We start from the raw sequence: 673 nt of genomic DNA on the forward strand, positions 1-673 counted from the left end.
CCATCACGATCTGCACACTGCCCGAACGCTGGCGCAGCGCTCAGGCTGCACCGGAAATCAGGGGGCATCTGCGCAGCAGTGCGCCCCGCCATCACCACGGCAGCGGCATCCTGCGCGAAGGGCAAACAGTCACGCGCCAGCGTGTCACCGGCCATCACGATCTGCACACTGCCCGAATGCAGGCGCGGCGCTCAGGCTGCACCGGAAATCAGGGGGCATCTGCGCAGCAGTACGCCCCGCCATCACCACGGCAGCGGCATCCTGCGCGAAGGGCAAACGGTCACGCGCCAGCGTGTCACCGGCCATCACGATCTGCACACTGTCCGAACGCTGGCGCAGCGCTCAGGCTGCACCGGAAATCAGGGGGGGCATCTGCGCAGCAGTGCGCCCCGCCATCACAACGGCAGCGGCATCCTGCAACAAGGGCAAACAGTCATGCGCCAGCGTGTCACCGGCCATCACGATCTGCACACTGCCCGAACGCTGGCGCAGCGCTCAGGCTGCACCGGAAATCAGGGGGCATCTGCGCAGCAGTGCGCCCCGCCATCACCACGGCAGCGGCATCCTGCGCGAAGGGCAAACAGTCACGCGCCAGCGTGTCACCGGCCATCACGATCTGCACACTGCCCGAATGCAGGCGCGGCGCTCAGGCTGCACCGGAAATCAGGGGGCA

General features: G+C 67.3%; 1 pseudogene. It reads left to right on the forward strand.

From position 1 onward, the window contains the following. Nucleotides 1–141 precede the first annotated feature (141 nt). Nucleotides 142–673, forward strand: a pseudogene (locus AC6EMZ_RS23250) (hypothetical protein); the annotation flags it as partial.

This window comes from Enterobacter sp. SCRI0065 (assembly GCF_059766475.1).